Annotated in this window: 16 protein-coding genes; 11 read left to right on the top strand and 5 right to left on the bottom strand. The window is 67.8% G+C overall.

Features of this window, described 5'->3' with window-relative positions:
• Window positions 1-137: 137 nt before the first annotated feature.
• On the top strand, window positions 138-596 hold the full coding sequence (locus tag WDM86_16060) for a DNA polymerase III subunit chi (protein MEI9991545.1): 459 nt from the start codon (window positions 138-140) through the stop codon (window positions 594-596).
• Window positions 597-869: 273 nt separating this feature from the next.
• Here WDM86_16060 and lpxD (WDM86_16055) read toward each other — a convergent pair whose 3' ends face one another.
• Together lpxD (WDM86_16055) and lpxD (WDM86_16050) are read right to left on the bottom strand one after the other, a co-directional pair.
• On the bottom strand, window positions 870-1,895 hold the full coding sequence (gene lpxD, locus WDM86_16055; protein MEI9991544.1) for a UDP-3-O-(3-hydroxymyristoyl)glucosamine N-acyltransferase: 1,026 nt from the start codon (window positions 1,893-1,895) through the stop codon (window positions 870-872).
• Window positions 1,896-2,018: 123 nt separating this feature from the next.
• Window positions 2,019-3,041: a UDP-3-O-(3-hydroxymyristoyl)glucosamine N-acyltransferase gene (gene lpxD / locus WDM86_16050; protein MEI9991543.1), complete on the bottom strand. Its 1,023-nt coding sequence runs from the start codon at window positions 3,039-3,041 to the stop codon at window positions 2,019-2,021.
• Between the two features lie 139 nt (window positions 3,042-3,180).
• Here lpxD (WDM86_16050) and WDM86_16045 point away from each other — a divergent pair, with 139 nt between their 5' ends.
• The gene (locus tag WDM86_16045) at window positions 3,181-3,942 is read left to right on the top strand and encodes a tetratricopeptide repeat protein (GenBank protein ID MEI9991542.1); all 762 of its coding nucleotides are present in this window, start codon (window positions 3,181-3,183) and stop codon (window positions 3,940-3,942) included.
• A gap of 8 nt (window positions 3,943-3,950) precedes the next feature.
• Here the strand turns inward: WDM86_16045 and WDM86_16040 are convergent, their stop codons facing one another.
• Window positions 3,951-5,903, bottom strand: coding sequence for an ABC-F family ATP-binding cassette domain-containing protein (locus tag WDM86_16040; GenBank protein MEI9991541.1), 1,953 nt, complete (start codon window positions 5,901-5,903; stop codon window positions 3,951-3,953).
• A 13-nt stretch (window positions 5,904-5,916) separates the two neighbouring features.
• Between WDM86_16040 and ndk the strand changes: the two genes are divergently transcribed.
• Genes ndk through WDM86_16025 form a run of 3 tightly spaced genes read left to right on the top strand, consistent with a single transcriptional unit; the run spans window position 5,917 to window position 7,464 of the window.
• Window positions 5,917-6,339 carry a nucleoside-diphosphate kinase gene (ndk, locus tag WDM86_16035; GenBank protein MEI9991540.1) on the top strand — a complete coding sequence of 141 codons (423 nt, stop codon included), beginning with the start codon at window positions 5,917-5,919 and terminating at the stop codon, window positions 6,337-6,339.
• A gap of 57 nt (window positions 6,340-6,396) precedes the next feature.
• Window positions 6,397-6,564 (top strand): hypothetical protein, encoded by a 168-nt coding sequence (locus WDM86_16030; GenBank protein MEI9991539.1) that lies wholly within the window; start codon window positions 6,397-6,399, stop codon window positions 6,562-6,564.
• Between the two features lie 60 nt (window positions 6,565-6,624).
• Window positions 6,625-7,464 carry an SDR family oxidoreductase gene (locus WDM86_16025; protein MEI9991538.1) on the top strand — a complete coding sequence of 280 codons (840 nt, stop codon included), beginning with the start codon at window positions 6,625-6,627 and terminating at the stop codon, window positions 7,462-7,464.
• Between the two features lie 153 nt (window positions 7,465-7,617).
• Here the strand turns inward: WDM86_16025 and purN are convergent, their stop codons facing one another.
• Together purN and purM are read right to left on the bottom strand one after the other, a co-directional pair.
• Window positions 7,618-8,229 (bottom strand): phosphoribosylglycinamide formyltransferase, encoded by a 612-nt coding sequence (gene purN / locus WDM86_16020; GenBank protein MEI9991537.1) that lies wholly within the window; start codon window positions 8,227-8,229, stop codon window positions 7,618-7,620.
• Window positions 8,226-9,293 (bottom strand): phosphoribosylformylglycinamidine cyclo-ligase, encoded by a 1,068-nt coding sequence (gene purM / locus WDM86_16015; protein ID MEI9991536.1) that lies wholly within the window; start codon window positions 9,291-9,293, stop codon window positions 8,226-8,228. Before purM ends, purN begins: the two co-directional genes overlap by 4 nt.
• Before the next feature lie 156 nt (window positions 9,294-9,449).
• On the opposite strand from purM, the gene WDM86_16010 reads away from it, so the two are divergent.
• The 6 genes from WDM86_16010 to WDM86_15985 all read left to right on the top strand — a co-directional run bounded on the left by WDM86_16010 (window position 9,450) and on the right by WDM86_15985 (window position 16,858).
• On the top strand, window positions 9,450-10,580 hold the full coding sequence (locus WDM86_16010) for a hypothetical protein (protein MEI9991535.1): 1,131 nt from the start codon (window positions 9,450-9,452) through the stop codon (window positions 10,578-10,580).
• A complete protein-coding gene (locus WDM86_16005; GenBank protein MEI9991534.1) occupies window positions 10,577-11,137 on the top strand; it encodes a CDP-alcohol phosphatidyltransferase family protein in 561 nt (186 codons plus the stop codon). Before WDM86_16010 ends, WDM86_16005 begins: the two co-directional genes overlap by 4 nt.
• 300 nt (window positions 11,138-11,437) lie before the next feature.
• Window positions 11,438-12,388: an IS110 family transposase gene (locus WDM86_16000; GenBank protein MEI9991533.1), complete on the top strand. Its 951-nt coding sequence runs from the start codon at window positions 11,438-11,440 to the stop codon at window positions 12,386-12,388.
• A 51-nt stretch (window positions 12,389-12,439) separates the two neighbouring features.
• Window positions 12,440-13,096 carry a hypothetical protein gene (locus tag WDM86_15995; GenBank protein MEI9991532.1) on the top strand — a complete coding sequence of 219 codons (657 nt, stop codon included), beginning with the start codon at window positions 12,440-12,442 and terminating at the stop codon, window positions 13,094-13,096.
• Between the two features lie 49 nt (window positions 13,097-13,145).
• The gene (locus WDM86_15990) at window positions 13,146-15,329 is read left to right on the top strand and encodes an RNA degradosome polyphosphate kinase (GenBank protein MEI9991531.1); all 2,184 of its coding nucleotides are present in this window, start codon (window positions 13,146-13,148) and stop codon (window positions 15,327-15,329) included.
• Window positions 15,329-16,858 carry a Ppx/GppA family phosphatase gene (locus tag WDM86_15985; GenBank protein ID MEI9991530.1) on the top strand — a complete coding sequence of 510 codons (1,530 nt, stop codon included), beginning with the start codon at window positions 15,329-15,331 and terminating at the stop codon, window positions 16,856-16,858. The genes WDM86_15990 and WDM86_15985 overlap by 1 nt, the downstream gene beginning before the upstream one ends.
• Window positions 16,859-16,888: the final 30 nt, after the last annotated feature.

Raw genomic sequence — 16,888 nt, 5'->3', positions numbered from 1 at the left:
GGTATGACGCGCTGGCCGCCGGGCCGGAACCCTGAAATTCAAGGCGCCCTTAGTTTTTGTGCAGAGACAGGAATTTTTGTGCAAATACTGAAAAGCAGGTGTTATTTGTGCAAAGCCCCACAAGGGGGAGGTGATAGGTGACCGAAACCCTCTTCTATCACCTCGAACGCCGCAGCCTCGACGACGTGCTGCCGGGGCTGATCGAGAAAACTCTGGAGCGCGGCTGGCGGGCGGTGATCCGCACGGAATCGTCCGAGCGGGCCGATGCCATCGACAACCTGCTGTGGACCTACAACGACCAGACCTTCCTGCCGCACGCGCAGTCCGGCGACGGCAATCCCAAGCGCCAGCCCGTGTTGATCACGGTCGAGGACGAGAACCCCAATGGCGCCAACGTGCTGTTCTGCGTCGGCGGCGCGATGCCGGGGTCGTGGGACGCGGTCAACGATCTGACCCGCGTGGTGCTGATGTTCGACGGCCACGACGAGGCCGCGCTCGGCAAGGCCCGCGCCGCCTGGAAGGACGCCAAGGCGGCGGGACACGACGTGACCTATTGGAAAGAGTCCCCAAGCGGGAAATTCGAAAAGCAGGGTTAGTGGTGCCGCGCCGGCATGTCGGGCTCCGGCGAGAGCAGCTTCCGGGAGAGCCGTTCCAGATCCTCCGCCCCCCGGATCAGCTTGTCCGCGAAGCCGGGCATCGTTGCGCGCGTTGCGTCGAGCCGCAGGGCCGCCGCGAGACGGCAGCACTTGTTCGACGTCGATTCATTCGTCGCTATATGTTCCATGCAGAGGAAACGGACGGCGCCGGCCGCTGTTCCCCTAAGTTCCGTTAACACTTGGGGTCATATGGGGGCCGCGAGCGGGTGGCGGTCAGTCTTTCGCCTTGCGCCCCGCCATCTTCTTCAGCCACAGGACCTGGCGGTGCCATTGCTTCACCGGCTGGGCCGGATAGCCGCCGACCGTCTCGCCGGCCGGCACGTCCTGGGTCACGCCGGCGCGCGCGGCCAGCCTGGCGCCGGCGCCGACGGTGAGGTGATCGGCGATCCCGGCCTGGCCGCCGATCATCACGCCGGGCCCGATGGTGGTCGAGCCGGCGATGCCCGCCTGCGCCACCACGATGCAGAATTGGCCCATCGTCACATTGTGGCCGACATGGATCAGCCCGTCGAAGCGGCAGCCGCGGCCGATATGGGTGTCGCCGATGGCGCCGCGGTCGACCACGCAATTGGCGCCGAACTCGACATCGTCCTCGATCACCACGCGGCCGAGCTGCGGCACGCGCAAAAGGCCCTTGGCGCTCGGCACGAAGGAGAACCCGGCATTGCCGATGGAATTGCCCGGCCCGAACACCACGCGGTTGCCGATCAGCGCATGGGTGATCGTGCAATTGGGCCCGATGGTGCAATTGTCGCCGATCTCCACGCCCTTGCCGATCACCACATTGGGCCCGATGGCGCAGTTGGCGCCGATCTTCGCGTCGGAGCGGATCTCGCCGCCCTGCGCGATCTGCGTGCCGGCGCCGATGCGCGCGCTCGGATGCACCGGCAGGACCGGCTGCAAGCCCTCGTGCAGCGCCGGCGGCGGATAGAAGAGGTGGCCGACCTGCGCGAAGGCGAGCCTGGGATTGGCCGAGAGCAGCAGCCAGGTGCCGTTGTGCTCATGCGCCGCCAGCTTGCGGTCGGTGATCACCACGCTGGCGCGCGTCCGGGCGAAGGCGGCGGCGTATTTGGCGTCGGAGTAGAGGCTGATCTCGCCGGCCTCGGCGGTGTCGAGATTCGACACGTCGCGGATGGGAAAGTCCGCCTGCGAGCTGTTGTCCATCTCGGCGCCGATCTGGGCGGCGATCTGGCCGAGCGGGAAGGGTCCCGCCCGTTCGAAGAACCTGTCGTCCGTCATGCTCGTCCGCCGCGCTGCCTGTCCTTGCCGGGGGCGACCCCCTTCGCCCGAATGGGAAAAAGACACAACTTTACGGACGCCGCAAGGCGATGCGCGCGGCGCGTGCGCAACGGCGTTAACGCTTCAGGACTTTTTGTGACTCGCGAGCTTCTTCAGCGCCACGGTCTGGCGGTGCCATTCGCGCACCGGCATGGCGGGGTAGCCGCCGACCGTCTCGCCCGCCGCGACGTCGCGCGTCACGCCGGCCTTGGCCGCCAGCCTGGCGCCGGCGCCGATCGTCAGGTGATCGCTGATGCCGACCTGGCCGCCCATCATCACATAGGGACCGACGGTAGTGGAGCCGGCGATGCCGACCTGCCCGGCGATCAGGCAGTGATGGCCGATCTTCACATTGTGGGCGATGTGCACGAGGTTGTCGAACATCGTGCCCTTGCCGATCACGGTGTCGCCGATGGCGCCGCGGTCGATGGCGCAATTGGCGCCGAGCTCGACATCGTCCTCGATGATGACGCGGCCGAGCTGCGGCACGCGGAGCAAACCCTTGCCGCTCGGCACGAAGCTGAAGCCGGCGCTGCCGACCGTGACGTTGGGCGCCAGCGTCACGCGATCGCCGATCAGGGCATAAGAGATCACGCAATTGGCGCCGATCACGCAATCGTCGCCGATCATCGTGCCGGGCCCGATCACCGCGTTGTAGCCGATGGTGCAGCGCTCGCCGATCTTGGCATTGGCGCCGATCACGGCGCCCGAGCAGATCTGCGTGCCAACGCCGACGCAGGCGCTGGCATGGACCGGGGTGAGCGCGTGCACGCCGGCGATCGGCGCGTCGGGCGGATAGAACATGTGGCCGACCTGCGCGAAGGCGAGGCGCGGATTGTCGGTGAGCAGAAGCCAGGTCCCGTTGTGCTCGTGAACGCCGAGCTTGCGGTCGGTGATCACCACGCTGGCGCCGGTATGGGCGAAGGCCTTGGTGTATTCCCCGTCGCTGAAGACGCTGATGTCTCCGGCGGCGGCGCTTTCCAGGGCGGCGACGTCGCGCACCAGGAATTCCGACGACGAATTGTTGTCCATCTCCGCGCCGATATGCGCGGCGATCTCTCCGAGCGGGAAAGGCCCCGCGCGCTCGAAAAACCTGTCGTCTGTCATAAATGTTTCCTCGCCCCTTGCGCAGTCTAGCAGAAAAGCCGCAAAGGACACCCCCGCGCAGGGATATTGGTAACCCGAAGCCCGGTTGCATGTCGGCGCCGCGCTGGCTATGGCGTTGGGGCGCAATCCGGAGCCGCGCTTGCTCAATCCCTTCGCTCTTCTCGCCAGCCCCTACGGCATCGCCTATCTCGTCCTGATCGGCGTGTGCATCGTGCACGCGGTGCGGACCGGCAACGTCTTTCCCTGGGTCTACATCATCATCTTCCTGCCGGCGATCGGCAGCCTGATCTATTTCTTCGCGGTCATCGTGCCCGAGCTGTTCCGCAGCCGCAGCGCGGCGCAGCTCGCCAGCGGGGCGCGGCAGATCGCCGATCCGCACCGCTCGCTGCGCGAGGCCCATCGCGCCGCCGAGATGGTGGGTTCGGTCGACGCCAAGCGCCAGCTCGCCGAGGAATATATCGCGCGCGGCGCCTATGCCGACGCGGTCGGCATCTACCAGGACGCGGCCCAGGGCCAGTTCAAGGACGATCCGGCGCTGCTGTATGGCCTCGCCCGGGCGCAGTTCCTGAACGGCGATCCGGCCGGCGCGCAGGCCTCGCTCGACGCGCTCCAGGCAGCCGATCCGAAATTCGTCTCGGCCGACGCGCATCTGCTCTATGCCCGCGCGCTGGAAGGCCAGGGCAAGACGGAAGACGCGCTCACCGAGTACAAGAAGCTGGTCGGCTATTATTCGGGCGAAGAGGCCCGCGCGCGCTACGCGATGCTGCTGGAGAAGACCGGCGCGCGCGACGCGGCGCTGGAGGTCTACCGCCAGATCCTCAAGCTGCTCGACGGGGCGCCGGCGCGCTACCAGAAGGCGCAGAAGGAATGGGGCGACATCGCCCGGCGCGGGCTGCGCTGACGCGGGCTTTAAGCCTCCGCCAGCGCCGCTTCGTATTCTTCCTGCATCTTCAGCCAGCGGGCCTCGACATCGGCGAGCTTCTTCGCGGCGTCGGCGCGCTTCTTGGAAACCGCCTTGCCCTTGGCCGGATCGCGGGTGAAGAGCAAAGGATCGCTGAGCGCCTTGTCCAGCTTCGCCAGTTCGCCGTTCAGCTCGGCGATCTGGTGCTCGGCCGCGTCCACCTTGTCCTTGAGCGGCTTGAGCTGGCGGCGGCGCTCCGCCGCCTCGCGGCGCTGCTCGTCCTTCGACTTGGCCGGCGCGGCCTGCACCGCCACGGCTTCCGGCGCCGGCGTGTCCGCCAGCAGGAAGCGGCGGTAGTCGTCCAGGTCGCCCTCGAACGGATGGACCTCGCCGTTGGCGACGAGGATCAGCCGGTCGGCGGTCGCTTCGAGCAGGCGGCGGTCATGGCTGACCAGCACCACCGCGCCGTCGAAATCGTTCAGGGCGGAGAGCAACTCGCCGCGCGCGTCGATGTCCAGATGGTTGGTCGGCTCGTCGAGGATGAGCAGGTTCGGCTTGTCGAGCGTCGCCAGCGCCAGCATCAGCCGCGCCCGCTCGCCGCCGGAGAGATTGCCGACCAGCGTCAACTGCTTGTTGGCGGAGAAGCCGAAGCCGCCGAGCTGGGTGCGCACCTCCTGCACCGTCAGCCTGGGGCGCAAATTCTGCAGCGTCTGGATCGGGGTGATGCCGCCCTGAAGTTCTTCCAACTGGTGCTGCGCGAAATAGCCGGGGATCATCTTGCGCGAGCGCACGATCTCGCCCGCCATGGGTTCGAGCTTCTCGGCCAGGAGCTTGGCCAGCGTCGATTTGCCGTTGCCGTTCTTGCCGAGCAGCGCGATGCGGTCGTCGGGATCGAAGCGTAGCGAGATCTTGCTCAGGATCGGCTTGCCCGGCTCGTAGCCGACGCTGACGCGATCCATCGTGATCAGCGGCGGCGCCGCCTCGACCGCCTTGGGCAGGCGGATCGGCGCGACATGCTCGTCGAGCGGAATGTCGATGCGCTCCATCTTGGCGATCATCTTCATGCGGCTCTGCGCCTGGCGCGCCTTGGTCGCCTTGGCGCGGAAGCGGTCGACGAAGCTTTGCAGGTGGGCGCGTCGCGTCTCCTGCTTCTTCTGCGCCGCGACGTCGAGGGCGCGCTGCAGCGCGCGGGTGTCGACGAAGGTGTCGTAATTGCCGGTGTAGAGCTTCAGCTTGCCGTGATCGAGATGCAGGATGAACTCGGCGGCGGTGTTGAGCAGGTCGCGGTCGTGGCTGACGATCAGCACCGTGCCGCGATAGCGCAACAGGAAGTTCTCCAGCCACATCACGCCTTCGAGGTCGAGATAATTGGTCGGCTCGTCGAGCAGGAGCAGGTCGGGCGCCGAGAACAGGATCGCGGCGAGCGCCACGCGCATGCGCCAGCCGCCGGAGAACTCCGCGCACGGACGAAGCTGGTCGGCGGCCGAGAAGCCGAGGCCGGCCAGGATCTCCGCCGCCCGCGCCGGCGCGGTATAGGCGTCGATGGCGTCGAGCCGGTGATAGATGTCGCCGAGCTTGTGCGCGTCGGCCTCGTGCTCGGCCTCGTGCAGCAGGCGGGTGCGCTCGGGGTCGGCGGCGAGCACGGTGTCGATCAGGCTGACCTGGGTGCCCGGCGCCTCCTGGGCCACCGCGCCGATGCGCCAGGCGCTCGGCCAGCTCACCGCCCCGTCGTCGGGATGGAGCTGGCCGAGGATCACCTTCAGCAGCGTCGATTTGCCCGCGCCGTTGCGTCCGACGAGGCCGACGCGCCGCCCGGCGGGGAGGCTGGCGGTCGCCCCGTCCAGGATTTCGCGGCCCGCGATGCGGACGATGAGGTTGTCGATGCTCAGCATGGCGGCGGGCGTATAGCACGGCTTGCGCCCCAGCCAATCCCACGGCATAAGGCCCGCGATTTCACGCATCCCGGAGACGTCCATGGCCGTCGAGCGCACCCTTTCCATCATCAAGCCGGACGCGACGCGCCGGAACCTCACCGGCGCCATCGTCGACCGCTTCGAGAAGGCCGGCCTTCGCGTCATCGCGTCGCGCCGCATCCAGCTTTCCCAGGCCCAGGCGGAAGCCTTCTACGGCGTCCACCGCGAGCGGCCGTTCTTCGCCAGCCTCGTCAAGTTCATGACCTCGGGCCCGGTCGTGGTGCAGGTTCTGGAAGGCCCGAACGCCATCGCCAAGAACCGCGAAGTGATGGGCGCGACCAATCCGGCCAACGCCGCCGCCGGCACGATCCGCAAGGACTTCGCCGAATCGATCGAGGCCAATTCGGTCCACGGCTCCGACGCGCCCGAGACCGCGGCGCAGGAAATCGCCTTCTTCTTCTCGGGGCTCGATATCGTCCCCTGACAGGCAGCCAATGTCGGCGTGCCGCGTTCCTTTACGTCCAAACTCGTGAGGGCTGTCATGTCCATTGATTCCGCTGCCGATCTCGCCAAAGACCTCGAAGACGAGGCCTATGAAGTCATCGACGAAAGCAAGGACGCCGTGATCCGGTTCGTCCGGGAGCGGCCGATGACCGCGCTGATCTCGACCTTCCTGATCGGCATCGTGGTCGGCAAACTTATTCTCTAAGCCGCGCGACAAGCCGCCGGTCAGGCGCTAGCCTGTCTTCCGCTCAGGGAGACAGCGCACATGCAGGGCAAAACGGTCGTCGTCACCGGCGGCACCTCGGGCATCGGCGAGGTCGCCGCGATCCGCCTGGCGGAGCAGGGCGCCCGCATCGTCCTGGTGGCGCGCGACCGGGCCCGCGCCGACGCGACGCTCGCCAAGCTGAAGGCCGCCAATCGCGCCGCCGCGCACACGGTGCATCTGGCGGATTTGTCCTCCATCGCCGAGATGAAGCGCGTCGCGACCGAGATCGCCGCCGCCGAGCCCAGGATCGACGTGCTGATCAACAATGCCGGCGCGGTGTTCTTCTCGCACCAGGTGAGCGTCGACGGTTTGGAGATGACCTTCGCCACCAACCACATGGCCTATTTCGTGGTGACGAACATCCTGCTTCCCAACATGAAGGCCGGGGCGCGCATCGTCTCGACCGCCTCCGACGCGCACAAGCCCGGCAAGCTCGATTTCGACGACCTGCAGCTCGAGAAGAAGTACAATCTCGGCCGCGCCTATGCGAATTCCAAGCTCTGCAACATCCTGTTCACGCGCGAGCTGGCGAAGCGTCTCGCCGGCACCGGCATCACCGCGAACTGCCTTCATCCGGGCTTCGTCGGCAGCAATTTCGGAAAGAACAACGTCAAGAGCGGCTTCATGCGCCTCGTGCACCGCGCCGTGATGGCGTTCGGCATCTCGCCGGAGAAGGGCGCGCAGACCATTATCTACCTCGCGAGCTCGCCGCAGGTCGAAGGCAAAACCGGCGGCTATTACTACAAGTGCAAGCCCGCCACGCCGACCGCCGCCGCGCAAAACGACGCCGACGCGAAGCGGCTATGGGATGTATCGGCGAAGCTCGCGGGTGTCGGCTAACGTCAATCGATAATAGAAAATTGTCATGGCCCGCGAATGCGGGCCATCCAGTTGAAGCGCGGAAACTGCTGCAGGCAATGGGCGGCGTCACCTGGATGGCCCGCTGTTGCGGGCCATGACACCGATTTTTTGAATTTCAATTGGGCTAAGACCTTAGAGGAACACCGCGCGGCCGTCGCGCAGCACAACCTTGCCCTCCGCCACCAGCTTCAGCGCCTCGGGATAGAGCTTGTGTTCCTGTTCCAGCACGCGCGCCGCCAACGTGTCGGGCGTGTCGCCTTGCAGCACCGGCACCGCCGCCTGGGCGATGATCGGTCCGGCGTCGAGCTCCGGCACCAGGAAATGCACCGTGCAGCCGGAGATCCTCACGCCGGCGGCGAGCGCCTGTTCGTGCACCTTCACGCCTTTGAACGCCGGCAGCAGCGAGGGATGGATATTGAGGATCGCGCCTTCCCATTTGCGCACGAAGCCCTCGGAATGGATGCGCATGAAGCCGGCCTCGCAGACCAGATCGATCCGCGCTTCCGCCAGCGCCGCGTCGATGGCCGCGTCGAAGTCCTCGCGCGAAGCGAACCGCTTGTGCGAGACGACCTTGGTCGCGATGCCGGCCGCGCGCGCGGTTTCGAGCCCGCCGGCCGTCTCGACATTGGAGAACACCAGCGCGATCTCGGCCGGATAATCCGACGCCTTCGCCGCCGCGATCAGCGCGGCCATGTTCGAGCCCCGGCCGGAGATCAGGATGGCGACGCGCTTCTTTGCGCTCACAGCTTCAGCGACCCGCGATACACCACCTTCGCCTCGCCCTCGCCTTGCACCAGGGCGCCGACGCGCCAGGCCTTCTCGCCGGCCTCCTGGAAGGCGTCGATGACATGGCCGGAGGATTCCTCCGCCACGACCGCCATGAAGCCCAGCCCGCAATTGAAGGTGCGCAGCATCTCGGCGTCCGCGATCCCGGCGGCGCGCGCCAGCCAGCCGAACACCGGCGGCGCCGTCCAGGCGGCAAGATCGATCTGCGCGTCGAGCCCGTCGGGCAAGGCGCGGGGCAGGTTCTCGGTGATGCCGCCGCCGGTGATATGCGCGAAGCCCTTCACGCCGCCGGCTCGGATCGCGGCCAGCCCGCCCTTGATATAGAGCTGGGTCGGCGCCAGCAGCGCCTCGCCGAGCGACAGCTTCGCGTCGAACGGCGCCGGCGCGTCGTAGGCGAGCCCCGCGTCGGCGACCACGCGCCGCACCAGCGAATAGCCGTTGGAGTGTACGCCGCTGGACGCCACCCCGATCACCACGTCGCCCGGCTTCATCGCGCGCCGATGGGGCAGCACATGGCCGCGCTCCGCCGCGCCGACCGAAAATCCCGCGAGGTCGAAATCGCCCTTGGCGTAGAGCCCCGGCATCTCCGCCGTCTCGCCGCCGATCAGGGCGCAGCCGCAGGCCTTGCAGGCCCGCGCGATGCCCTCGATCACCACCGCCGCGTCGTCGACGTTCAAGGCGCCGCTCGCGTAATAGTCGAGGAAGAATAGCGGCTCGGCGCCCTGCACCACGAGGTCGTTGACGCACATCGCGACCAGATCCTGGCCGATGCCGCCGAGCCGGTGCGTGTCGATGGCGATCTTGAGCTTGGTGCCGACCCCGTCGGTCGAGGCGACCAGGACCGGGTCCTTGAAGCCGGCGGCCTTGAGGTCGAACAGCCCGCCGAAGCCGCCGAGATCGGCGTCGGCGCCGGGCCGCCGCGTCGCCTTGGCGGCCGGCGCGATTCGCGCGACCAGCGCCTCGCCCGCGTCGATATCGACGCCGGCATCCTTGTAGGTCAGTCCGTTGCGGATTTTCGTCATCGGAATCGCGCTTCGCGCCTCTTCGCCCCGTTTACGCATGGCCCCTCGCGTCAGGCAAGCAACGGCGCCCGCGTCTTGCCGCTTTTCGGCGTCCGTGAGGCGCTTTCGCGGGCAGGCTGCGCCCTTTATACTCACGACGCTTATACAAGGTTCCAAATGTCACAGGCTTTTAACCGGCTCGCACCCGTCCTGGCGCTGGCCCTTGCTTTGCTGTTGCCCGGCGCCGCCCAGGCGGTGGACCTGACCTATACGGTCAGCGGCATCCATGTGGACGCGACGGCGGCCTCCGCCAGCGCCGCCCAGGCCATCGCCATCGACCAGGGCCGGCCCAAGGCCTGGGACATCCTGTTCAAGCGAATCGCCAAGCAGCCCGACTGGCCCAAGGAGCCCAAGCTCGACGCCGCGGCGCTGCGCCGGCTGGCGCGCGGCTTCACGGTGGCCAACGAGAAGCGCTCGACCACCCGCTATGTCGCCGACGTCACCTACAATTTCAGCCCCGAGGCCGTCGCCAAGGTGATGGCGATAATCTCGCCCGCCTATCGCATGGCGAGCAATGCGCGGCGCATCCTGCTCATCCCGATGGCGCCCAATTTCGACCGCGCCTCGCCCTGGACCAGCGCCTTCTCGAGCCCGCGCTTCGGCGCCAGCTCGGTGCCCTTCGCGGTGCCGACCGGGGATGCGCCCGACGTGGTGGCGCTGGGCCGGCTGCAGTTCGACGCCACCAACTGGGCCGATGTCGAGATCGTCGCGGCGCGCATCCACGCCACCGAGGCGGTGCTGGCGCTCGCCATCCCGCTGACCCAGGGCGGCACCTCGATCACCGACAAGATGACCGGCAAGGTCCAGATCTGGCTTCGGCGCATCGGCGTGGCGGAGACGCCGAGCAAGACCTCGCTCGACGTGCCGCTGATCAAGAATCCGGCGCAGACCTATCCGCTCGCCGCCGACGCCGCGGTGCATGCCATCGAGGTGATGTTCCAGCAGAAGCCGCCGATCGATTTCGGCCCGCGCGGCACGCTGAGCGCCGATGTGCACATCGATTCGCTGCAGCAATGGGCGGCGATCCAGAATTCCTTCGGCCTGGTCGCCAATGTCGTCGCGGTGCAGGTCGTGGCGATGGACATCGGGCTGGTGCGGATCAACCTGACCTATCAGGGCTCGACCGACCAGCTTCACGACGCGCTGGTGCCGGTCGGCGTGGCGCTGACCCGGGACGGCGATGCCGGCCAGTGGTCGATGGGCTACGCGCCGCCGCCCAAGCCCAGCACGACGGCGTCCGCGCCGTGACCCGGCTGCTGCGCCAGATCCCGAACCTGCTGACGGCGTTCCGCACCGTGCTGGCGCCGCTGACCGCCTATCTCATCCTGCTTGACCGCAATCTGGCGGCGCTGTTCGTGTTCGCCTTCGCCGGCGCGAGCGACGCGCTGGACGGGTTCCTGGCGCGCCGCTACGGGCTGGTGTCGCGCTTCGGCGAATATCTCGATCCGGCCGCCGACAAGCTCCTGATGCTGGCCTCTTTCGTGACGCTGACGCTGGTGCACCAGGTGCCGCTGTGGGTGACGGGCATCGTGATCGGGCGCGACGTGGCGGTGGTGCTGGGCGTGGTGCTGGCGCGGCTGCTGGCGCTGCCGCTGAAGGTCGAGCCGCTCGCCATCGGCAAGGCGAACACGGTGGTGCAGGTCGGCTATGTGGCGCTGATGCTTTTGCTGCTGACGCTGCGGGTGGACATGCCGGCGCTGGCGATGACCGGGGCGGTGGCGGCGTCGGGTTTCGCGGTGGCGTCGTTGTTCGCCTATGGCCAGCTTTTGTTGCGCGCCTTCGCGCTGCGCCGCCGGCCGGCATAAAATATAACTGTCATGGCCCGCGAATGCGGGCCACCCAGTTGAAATCTCGTCGGTGCCGGCAAATTTGGCTGCGCTCGAATTTGTCGAGCTTGTGCAAGGTGTCACCTGGGTGGCCTGTATGTGTGTTCTTGCGGGCTTGTTAAGCTTGCCGGTGCTGCCGTAGCGCGCTGGGTGGCGGAACGATCCTTCGGATCGGTTCGAGACGCGGGTTTGCGCACGGCGGCATCGTAGGAGTTTGTCCGGACAGTCAGAAGGGCCGTCGCCGTGGCGGCGAGCCCGCATACAGGCGAGGACCATCTCATGACAGCACTTTGTGTTGCCGGGATCGACGTGTCGAAAGCCCGGCTGGATGTTTTTGTATTGCCGCAGCGCATCTCGTTGGCCTTCGACAATGCCGGGCGCGGGATCGCGGCGCTGCGCCGGCAATTGCAGCGTCGCGGCGTGCAGCGGGTCGTGCTGGAGGCCACCGGCGGGCTCGAGTATCCGGCCGCCCGGGCGTTGAGCGACGCCGGCCTTCAGGTCGCCCGCGTCCAGCCCGGCCGGGTGCGCGGCTATCGCAACTTCCTGGGCCGGCGGGCCAAGACCGATGCCCTCGACGCCGAACTCATCGCGCGCTTTGCTCTGGCCATGCCGGAGGATGACATCCGTCCCATTCCCAGCCAAAAGGCCGAAGCGATCCGCAGCCTGTCGGCCCGGCGCCGCCAACTGGTCGAGCTCCTGGTCCAGGAGAAGACCCGGCTGAAGATGACGCGCGACCGCTTCGTCCTTCAAAGCCTGCGAACCGTCATCGCCGGCCTCAACGCCGAACGCTGCCGCATCGAGGCCGCGCTCGCCCAGGCGATCGCGCAGGACGACGCCATCCGTCACAGGAACGAGCTGCTGCGCACGATTCCGGGGATCGGACCCGTCGTGGCATCCGTCCTCATCACCGACCTGCCCGAGCTGGGAAGCCTCAACCGCCATCAGGCCGCCAGCCTGGCCGGTCTTGCCCCCCATCCCCAGCGCAGCGGAACATCCCTGCGGAGCGATCATATCGGCGGCGGCCGCTCTTGCGTGCGAACCGCAGCCTATATGGCGGCGGTCTCCGCCATCCGCTGCAATCCCACCTTCAAGGCCTTCTATCGGCGGCTCGTCGACGCCGGAAAGCCCAGAAAAGTCGCCATCGTCGCCGTCGCGCGAAAGCTCATCGCTCTGGCAAACAGCATCGTCAAAGCCGATACCCCCTGGCATCCCGCCAAAATGCTTGACTGACAACACAGTCACCCGCATTCGCGGGCCATGACAATTGAGTGGGTTCAAAATTTGCCGTCCCAGCTTCCCCTTCCGCTTCCGGCGAAACCCGCCCTCGGCCGCGCCGATTTCATCGTCGCGCCGGCGAATGCGGAGGCGGTCGCCTTCATCGATTCTTTCCCGCGCTGGACGGCACCCGCCGGCGCGCTCTACGGGCCGTCCGGTTCGGGCAAGTCCCATCTGGTCGGCGCCTGGGCCAAGGCGGCGGGCGCCCTCGTCGTGCCGGCCGCCACGCTGAGCGAGGGATTCGTCGCCACGCTCGAACAGGGCCGCGCCGTCGCGGTCGAGGACGTCGATTCCGGCGTCAACGAGGCTGCACTGTTCGCGCTGTTCCACCATCCCGGTCCGCTGCTTTTGACCGGTCGCGAGCCGCCCGCCGCCTGGCCGGCGGCGCTGCCGGACCTCAAATCCCGCTTCGCGGCGCTGCTTGCCTTCCCGCTCTGGGCGCCGGACGAGGCGCTGCTGACCCAACTAACCCGCAAACTGTTCACGGACCGGCAACTCGCTGTGCCCGATCCTGTGATCATGAGGATCCTGCGCTCCGTTGAACGCTCCCCCGCCGCCGTGCGCGACTTCGTCGCCCGGGCGGACGCCCGCGCGCTCGCGGAAAAACGCCCGGTTTCCGTGGCCCTGGTGGGCGAGGTGCTCGCCGAGGACGGTCTGTCATGACAGAGTCTTGCGCCTGCGCTAAACTGCCGAGCCACAGGATAAGCGTTTGATGTCGAACCCGATTCTCAGCGAACCTCCCGCCCCGGCGCTGGAGCATCTGCCGCCCGCGATCGATCCCGTGTCGCCCGAGCGCTTCGTCAACCGCGAGCTGTCCTGGCTGGCGTTCAACCGCCGCGTGCTGGAAGAGGCGCGCAACCGGCGCCATCCGCTGCTCGAGCGCATGCGGTTCCTGTCGATCTCGGCCTCCAACCTCGACGAGTTCTTCATGGTCCGCGTCGCTGGCCTCAAGGGCATGGTGAAGGAAGGCGTCGCCACCCACTCGGCCGACGGGCTGACGCCGGCGCAGCAGCTCGCCCAAGTCGACGCGATGGCCAAGCAGCTCATCGAGGACCAGCAGGCGGTGTGGATGCCGATGTGCACCGAGCTGCGCGAGGCCGGCATCGCCGTCATCGAGGCCGACGAGATCACCGACGCCGACCGCGGCTGGCTGGACGCCCATTTCCGCGAGCAGATATTCCCCGTGCTGACGCCGCTCGCCATCGATCCGGCGCATCCCTTTCCCTTCATCCCCAATCTCGGCTTCACGCTGGCGGCGCGGCTGACGCGCACGCGCGACGGCAAGACGGTCACCGCGCTGGTGCCGATCCCGCCGCAGCTTCAGCGCTTCATCCGCCTGCCCGATTTCGGCAAGGCCGTGCGCTTCCTGCCGCTCGAAAAAGTCGTGACGCTCTATCTGCAGAAGCTGTTTCCCGGCCATGAGGTGCTCGGCGCCGGCGTGTTCCGCGTGCTGCGCGACAGCGACGTGGAAGTCGAGGAAGAAGCCGAAGACCTGATGCTGCTGTTCGAGACGCTGCTGAAGCAGCGCCGCCGCGGCAGCGTCATCCACATGAAATGCGGCAAGTCGATGCCGGACGATCTGCGCGAATTCCTCATCGACCAGCTCGATCTCGACACGCCCGACCTCGTGATCATCGACCGCATGCTGGGGCTTTCCGACCTGCAGAAGCTGATCCTGGACGAGCGCCGCGATTTACAGTTCAAGCCCTATGTCGCGCGTTTCCCCGAGCGCATCCGCGATCATGGCGGCGACTGCTTCGCCGCCATCCGCGAGAAGGACATCATCGTCCACCATCCGTTCGAAAGCTTCGACGCGGTGGTGCAGTTCGTGCGCCAGGCCGCCGCCGATCCCAACGTGGTGGCGATCAAGCAGACGCTCTACCGCACCTCCTCCGACTCACCCATCGTCGCGGCGCTGGTCGAGGCCGCCGAAGCCGGCAAGTCGGTCACCGCGCTGGTCGAGCTGAAAGCCCGCTTCGACGAGGCGGCCAACATCAAATGGGCCCGCGATCTGGAACGCGCCGGCGTGCAGGTGGTCTACGGCTTCATCGAGCTCAAGACCCACGCCAAGGTGAGCCTGGTGGTGCGGCGCGAGAGCGGGGCGCTCCACACCTATGTGCATTTCGGCACCGGCAACTATCATCCCAACACGGCACGCATCTACACCGACCTGTCGCTGTTCAGCGCCGATCCGGCGCTGGGGCGCGACGCGGCGCAGCTCTTCAACTACATCACCGGCTATGCCGAGCCGTCCTCGCTGGAGAAGATCGCGGTCTCGCCGGTCAACCTGCGCGGAAAGCTGATCGACGCGATCCAGCAGGAGATGCTGCACGCCAAGGCCGGCCGCCCCGCCGCGATCTGGCTGAAGCTCAACGCCCTGGTCGATCCGCACATGATCGACGCGCTCTACAGCGCCAGCCAGGCCGGCGTGAAGGTCGATCTGGTGATCCGCGGCATCTGCTGCCTGCGCCCGGGCGTGCCGGGCCTGTCGGACAATATCCGGGTGAAAAGCATCGTCGGCCGCTTCCTGGAGCATGGCCGCATCGTCTGCTTCGGCGCCGGCCACGGCCTGCCCTCGGCCCAGGCCAAGGTCTACATCTCCTCGGCCGACTGGATGCCGCGCAACCTGGACCGCCGGGTCGAGGCGCTGGTGCCGATCGAAAACCCCACGGTCCATCAACAGGTTCTGGACCAGATCATGGTCGCCCTGATGAAGGACCAGGCCCAGACCTGGCACATGGCGGCGGATGGAACCTATGTCCGCGACGCGGAGGCCTCGTCGCCGGACGCATTTTCGGCGCATACTTACTTCATGACGAATCCGTCCCTCTCCGGCCGCGGCCGGGCGCTGAAGATGCAGGCTCGTCCGGTCGCCATCGTCGCGCGGCGGGATTGATGACCGGCACCCAGGCCCCGTCCGCGGAGGTTCGCGCCCCGCTCGGCGCGCGTGCGCGCCCGCGTCCGCGCGGGCCCGTCGCCGTGGTCGATATCGGTTCGAACTCGGTGCGCCTCGTCGTCTACGAATCGGAGACCCGCGCGGCATCGACGCTGCACAACGAAAAATCGATCTGCGCCATCGGCCGCGATATGGTCACCACCGGCCGCCTGCATGCCGAAGGCTGCGCCATGGCGCTGGAGGCGCTGGCCCGCTTCAAGATGCTGGCCGACGGATTGAACGTCACGGTGCGTGAGGCGGTCGCCACCGCCGCGGCGCGCGATGCCTCCAACGGCGCCGATTTCGTGCGCCGCGCCGAAGCGGCCTGGGGCGCGCCGGTGCGCGTGCTCTCGGGCGAGGAGGAAGCCCGCCTCGCCGCCGAAGGCGTCGTCGCCGGCATTCCGCAGGCCGACGGGCTGGTCGCCGATCTGGGCGGCGGCAGCCTCGACATGGTGAGCGTGCGCCAGGGCCGCACCGGCGACGCCTTCACGCTGCCGGTCGGGCCGCTGCGCCTGATGGACGCGGCGCGCGGCGACGCCGACAAGGCGCGCAAGCTGGTCGACGAGGGGCTGGAGAGGCTGCATCTGATCGGGCTGAAGGACCGCGCGCTCTACGCCGTCGGCGGCATCTGGCGCAGCTTCGCCCGCGTCGACATGGAGGAGAACGCCTATCCGCTCCATGTCCTGCAGGAATACGAGATCCCGCGCCGCCGGGCGCTGCGCCTGTGCGAAGTGCTCGCCAATCTGTCGCGCAAATCGGTCGAGCGGATGAAGGTCGTCTCCAAGCGCCGCGCCGAATCGCTGCCCTATGGCGCCATCGTGCTGGAGCGGCTGCTGCTCGCCTGCGATCTGAAATCGGTGGTCGTGTCGGCCTATGGCCTGCGCGAGGGCCTGCTCTATGCCCGGTTGTCGCCGGAGGAGCGCGCGCTCGATCCCTTGCTCGAATTCGCCGACGGCGCCAACGGCAGGCTGGCGCGCGAGGCCGGCCATGCCGCCGAGATGTTCGCCTGGATGGCGCCGCTGTTCGTCGACGAGACCGCCGAATTGCGCCGCGTGCGCCACGCCGTGTGCCTGTTCTCCGACATCGCCTGGCGGCGCCATCCCGACGACCGCGCCCTGGGCGGCTTCAACCAGGTGCTGACCGCGCCCTTCGCCGGCGCCAGCCACCGCACCCGCGCGATGATCGCGTCCGGCGTGTTCCACCGCTATTCCGGCGACGAGGATTTCCCGCGCGACATCGCCAATGCCGAGTTGCTCGACCGCGACGACGAGGCGCGCGCTTTGGTCATCGGCCTGGCCTGCCGCCTCGGTTTCGCGTTGTCGGCCTCGTCGGCGGGGGTGCTGCCGCTTTATCGCCTTCGGATGACGCCGGCCAAGATCGTGCTCGACCTGCCGCGCCGCCACGAGGCGATCGCCGGCGAGCCGGTGCAAAAGCGCCTCGGCGCGCTGGCGGCGGCGCTGGGCCGCAAGGGCGAGATTTTGATCGGGTAAATGGCGGCGCGCCGCGCGCGCCAGCGGGTC

The organism is Rhizomicrobium sp., from assembly GCA_037200045.1.
Taxonomy (GTDB): domain Bacteria; phylum Pseudomonadota; class Alphaproteobacteria; order Micropepsales; family Micropepsaceae; genus Rhizomicrobium.
This window is presented reverse-complemented; position numbering and strand designations above follow the sequence as displayed.

Coding starts and splice junctions, on each gene's coding strand:
- WDM86_16040 (MEI9991541.1), bottom strand. CDS start 5,903: ATGCGTGAAATCGCGGGCCTTATGCCGTGGGATTGGCTGGGGCGCAAG.
- lpxD (MEI9991544.1), bottom strand. CDS start 1,895: ATGACGGACGACAGGTTCTTCGAACGGGCGGGACCCTTCCCGCTCGGC.
- purM (MEI9991536.1), bottom strand. CDS start 9,293: ATGACGAAAATCCGCAACGGACTGACCTACAAGGATGCCGGCGTCGAT.
- WDM86_16010 (MEI9991535.1), top strand. CDS start 9,450: ATGTCACAGGCTTTTAACCGGCTCGCACCCGTCCTGGCGCTGGCCCTT.
- WDM86_15990 (MEI9991531.1), top strand. CDS start 13,146: ATGTCGAACCCGATTCTCAGCGAACCTCCCGCCCCGGCGCTGGAGCAT.
- WDM86_16000 (MEI9991533.1), top strand. CDS start 11,438: ATGACAGCACTTTGTGTTGCCGGGATCGACGTGTCGAAAGCCCGGCTG.
- WDM86_15985 (MEI9991530.1), top strand. CDS start 15,329: ATGACCGGCACCCAGGCCCCGTCCGCGGAGGTTCGCGCCCCGCTCGGC.
- ndk (MEI9991540.1), top strand. CDS start 5,917: ATGGCCGTCGAGCGCACCCTTTCCATCATCAAGCCGGACGCGACGCGC.
- WDM86_16025 (MEI9991538.1), top strand. CDS start 6,625: ATGCAGGGCAAAACGGTCGTCGTCACCGGCGGCACCTCGGGCATCGGC.
- WDM86_16030 (MEI9991539.1), top strand. CDS start 6,397: ATGTCCATTGATTCCGCTGCCGATCTCGCCAAAGACCTCGAAGACGAG.
- lpxD (MEI9991543.1), bottom strand. CDS start 3,041: ATGACAGACGACAGGTTTTTCGAGCGCGCGGGGCCTTTCCCGCTCGGA.